Source organism: Streptomyces turgidiscabies Car8 (assembly GCF_000331005.1).
GTDB lineage: Bacteria > Actinomycetota > Actinomycetes > Streptomycetales > Streptomycetaceae > Streptomyces > Streptomyces turgidiscabies.
The window spans coordinates 1-1,781 of the sequence record NZ_AEJB01000458.1 but is presented as its reverse complement, the minus strand read 5'-3'; the positions used below and the strand labels follow the sequence as shown (position 1 = coordinate 1,781).

Annotated in this window: 1 protein-coding gene; it reads right to left on the bottom strand. The window is 71.6% G+C overall.

All coding sequences use genetic code 11. The features are described from left to right. Window positions 1-19: 19 nt before the first annotated feature. Window positions 20-1,781, bottom strand: a 1,762-nt coding sequence (locus tag STRTUCAR8_RS33205) for an N-acetylmuramoyl-L-alanine amidase (RefSeq protein ID WP_006380606.1), incomplete at its 5' end; no start/stop codon positions are given.

Below are 1,781 nucleotides of genomic sequence, written 5' to 3'. Positions count from 1 at the left end.
CACCTCTGTCGTCGGCGGCTCAGGAAAGAGTGAGCCGTACGTCCGCCGCCCGGACGAACGCCACCCGGTGGCCGAACTGGATCTCGTAGTACTGGTCCTTGCCGACCACGACCCGGTGCGAGGCGGTGTCGAAGGTGACGGCGTAGTCGTACTCGCCCGGCACCTTCTCCCCGGCCACGTACTTCTGGCCCGCGGGCAGCTTGTACGACAGCGGCGAGACCGCCTGGACGGGCACGCCCGCCGGATACGCCGAGGCCTCCGGGTACGCCCTTCCGTAGACCGGGATCTCGGAGAGACCGTCCTTCGGAGTCACGAGGGCGCCGACGGCACTCACCGCCGTCGGGTTCGCGGCGGGGTTCTGGAACCAGGCCTTCTGGCCGAGGTACCAGATCGCCGTCCAGTCACCCCTGCGCTCCGCGACGGCGTACTGCTGGCCGGTGGACGCCCGTGCCCCGACGTCGTTGACGTCGATCGACGAGACACCACCCGGGGGGTTCGTCCCGATGTCCTTGACCAGCGCCGACGAGGTGTCCGGCTGCGAGTACAGCCGCACCTCGCTCGAGCCGTGCGACGCGCACGTCTGACCCGACGTGGTGCAGCCCGTGTACGTCGGCCGGTTCGACGCGTAGTCCGGCCGGATGGTCACCACCGCGCTGTCGCCCCGCAGGTGCCCCGCGCGCTCGAAGGGGCGGCCCAGCAGCGTGAAGTAGTGCCGCCAGTCCCAGTACGGGCCCGGGTCCGTGTGCATACCCGAGACGGTCGAGGTCGTCGGACCGGGCACGGTGTCGTGGCCGAGGATGTGCTGCCGGTCCAGCGGGATGCCGTACCTGTCCGCCAGATACGTCACCAGCCGGGCCGACGCCCGGTACATCGACTCCGTGTACCAGGCGTCCGGATTCGCCAGGAAGCCCTCGTGCTCAAGACCGATCGACTTGGAGTTGATGTACCAGTTGCCCGCGTGCCAGGCCACGTCCTTCGCCTTCACGTGCTGCGCGATGTGCCCGTCCGTCGAGCGCAGCGTGTAGTTCCAGGACACGTACGTCGGGTCCTGGACCATGTTCAGTACGCCGTCCCAGGCGCCCTCGGTGTCATGGACGACGATGTACCGGATGCTCTGCGAGGCAGGGCGGTCGCCCAGGTCGTGGTTGCCGTAGTCGCCCTCGCCGAACTCCTCGTACGGCGCAGGAACCCACTCGCAGGACACCGTCACCGGGCACTCGGTGCCCGCCGCGGACCCCTTCCGCAGCCCGGTCCGCCGCAACTGGGCGGTGTCGGGGGCCAGTTCGGGACGGGCTGCGAGGGTGACGAGCTGCCCCTCGTCGGTCGTGCGCCGCTCGCCGGTGCGCAGGACGTCGTACACGTCGTCGGCGTACGCGGCAGCCGTCGCGGTGTCGTCGGCGCCGGAGAAGCGGGCCACCGCCCCGTACCAGTCAGCCGGGTCGGCGCTCAGCGGCTCGGCCAGGTCCCGCTGGGCGGCGGCCAGGAGCGCCGCGCCGCCGGCCAGGTTGGCGGCGGGGTCGGTGCGCAGCTGCTTCGCGGGCAGGCCGGTGAGTTCGGCTGCCTTCGTCAACGTCCTGAGGCGGGCCGGGAGTTCGGCCTGCGTCGGCACCTCTGTGGTCGGGTGCAGGGCGGGCCGGGCACTGTCGCCGCGCGCGTCCTCCGTGCCCTCGCTGTGATGCGGGGCGCCGGCGAGGGCGGTCCGGGCGTCCGTGAGGTGCATCGGGCCGTAGCCGCCGGTGACGCTGGGCGCCCCGGCGTGCGTGTCCCACCGGGACTGGAGA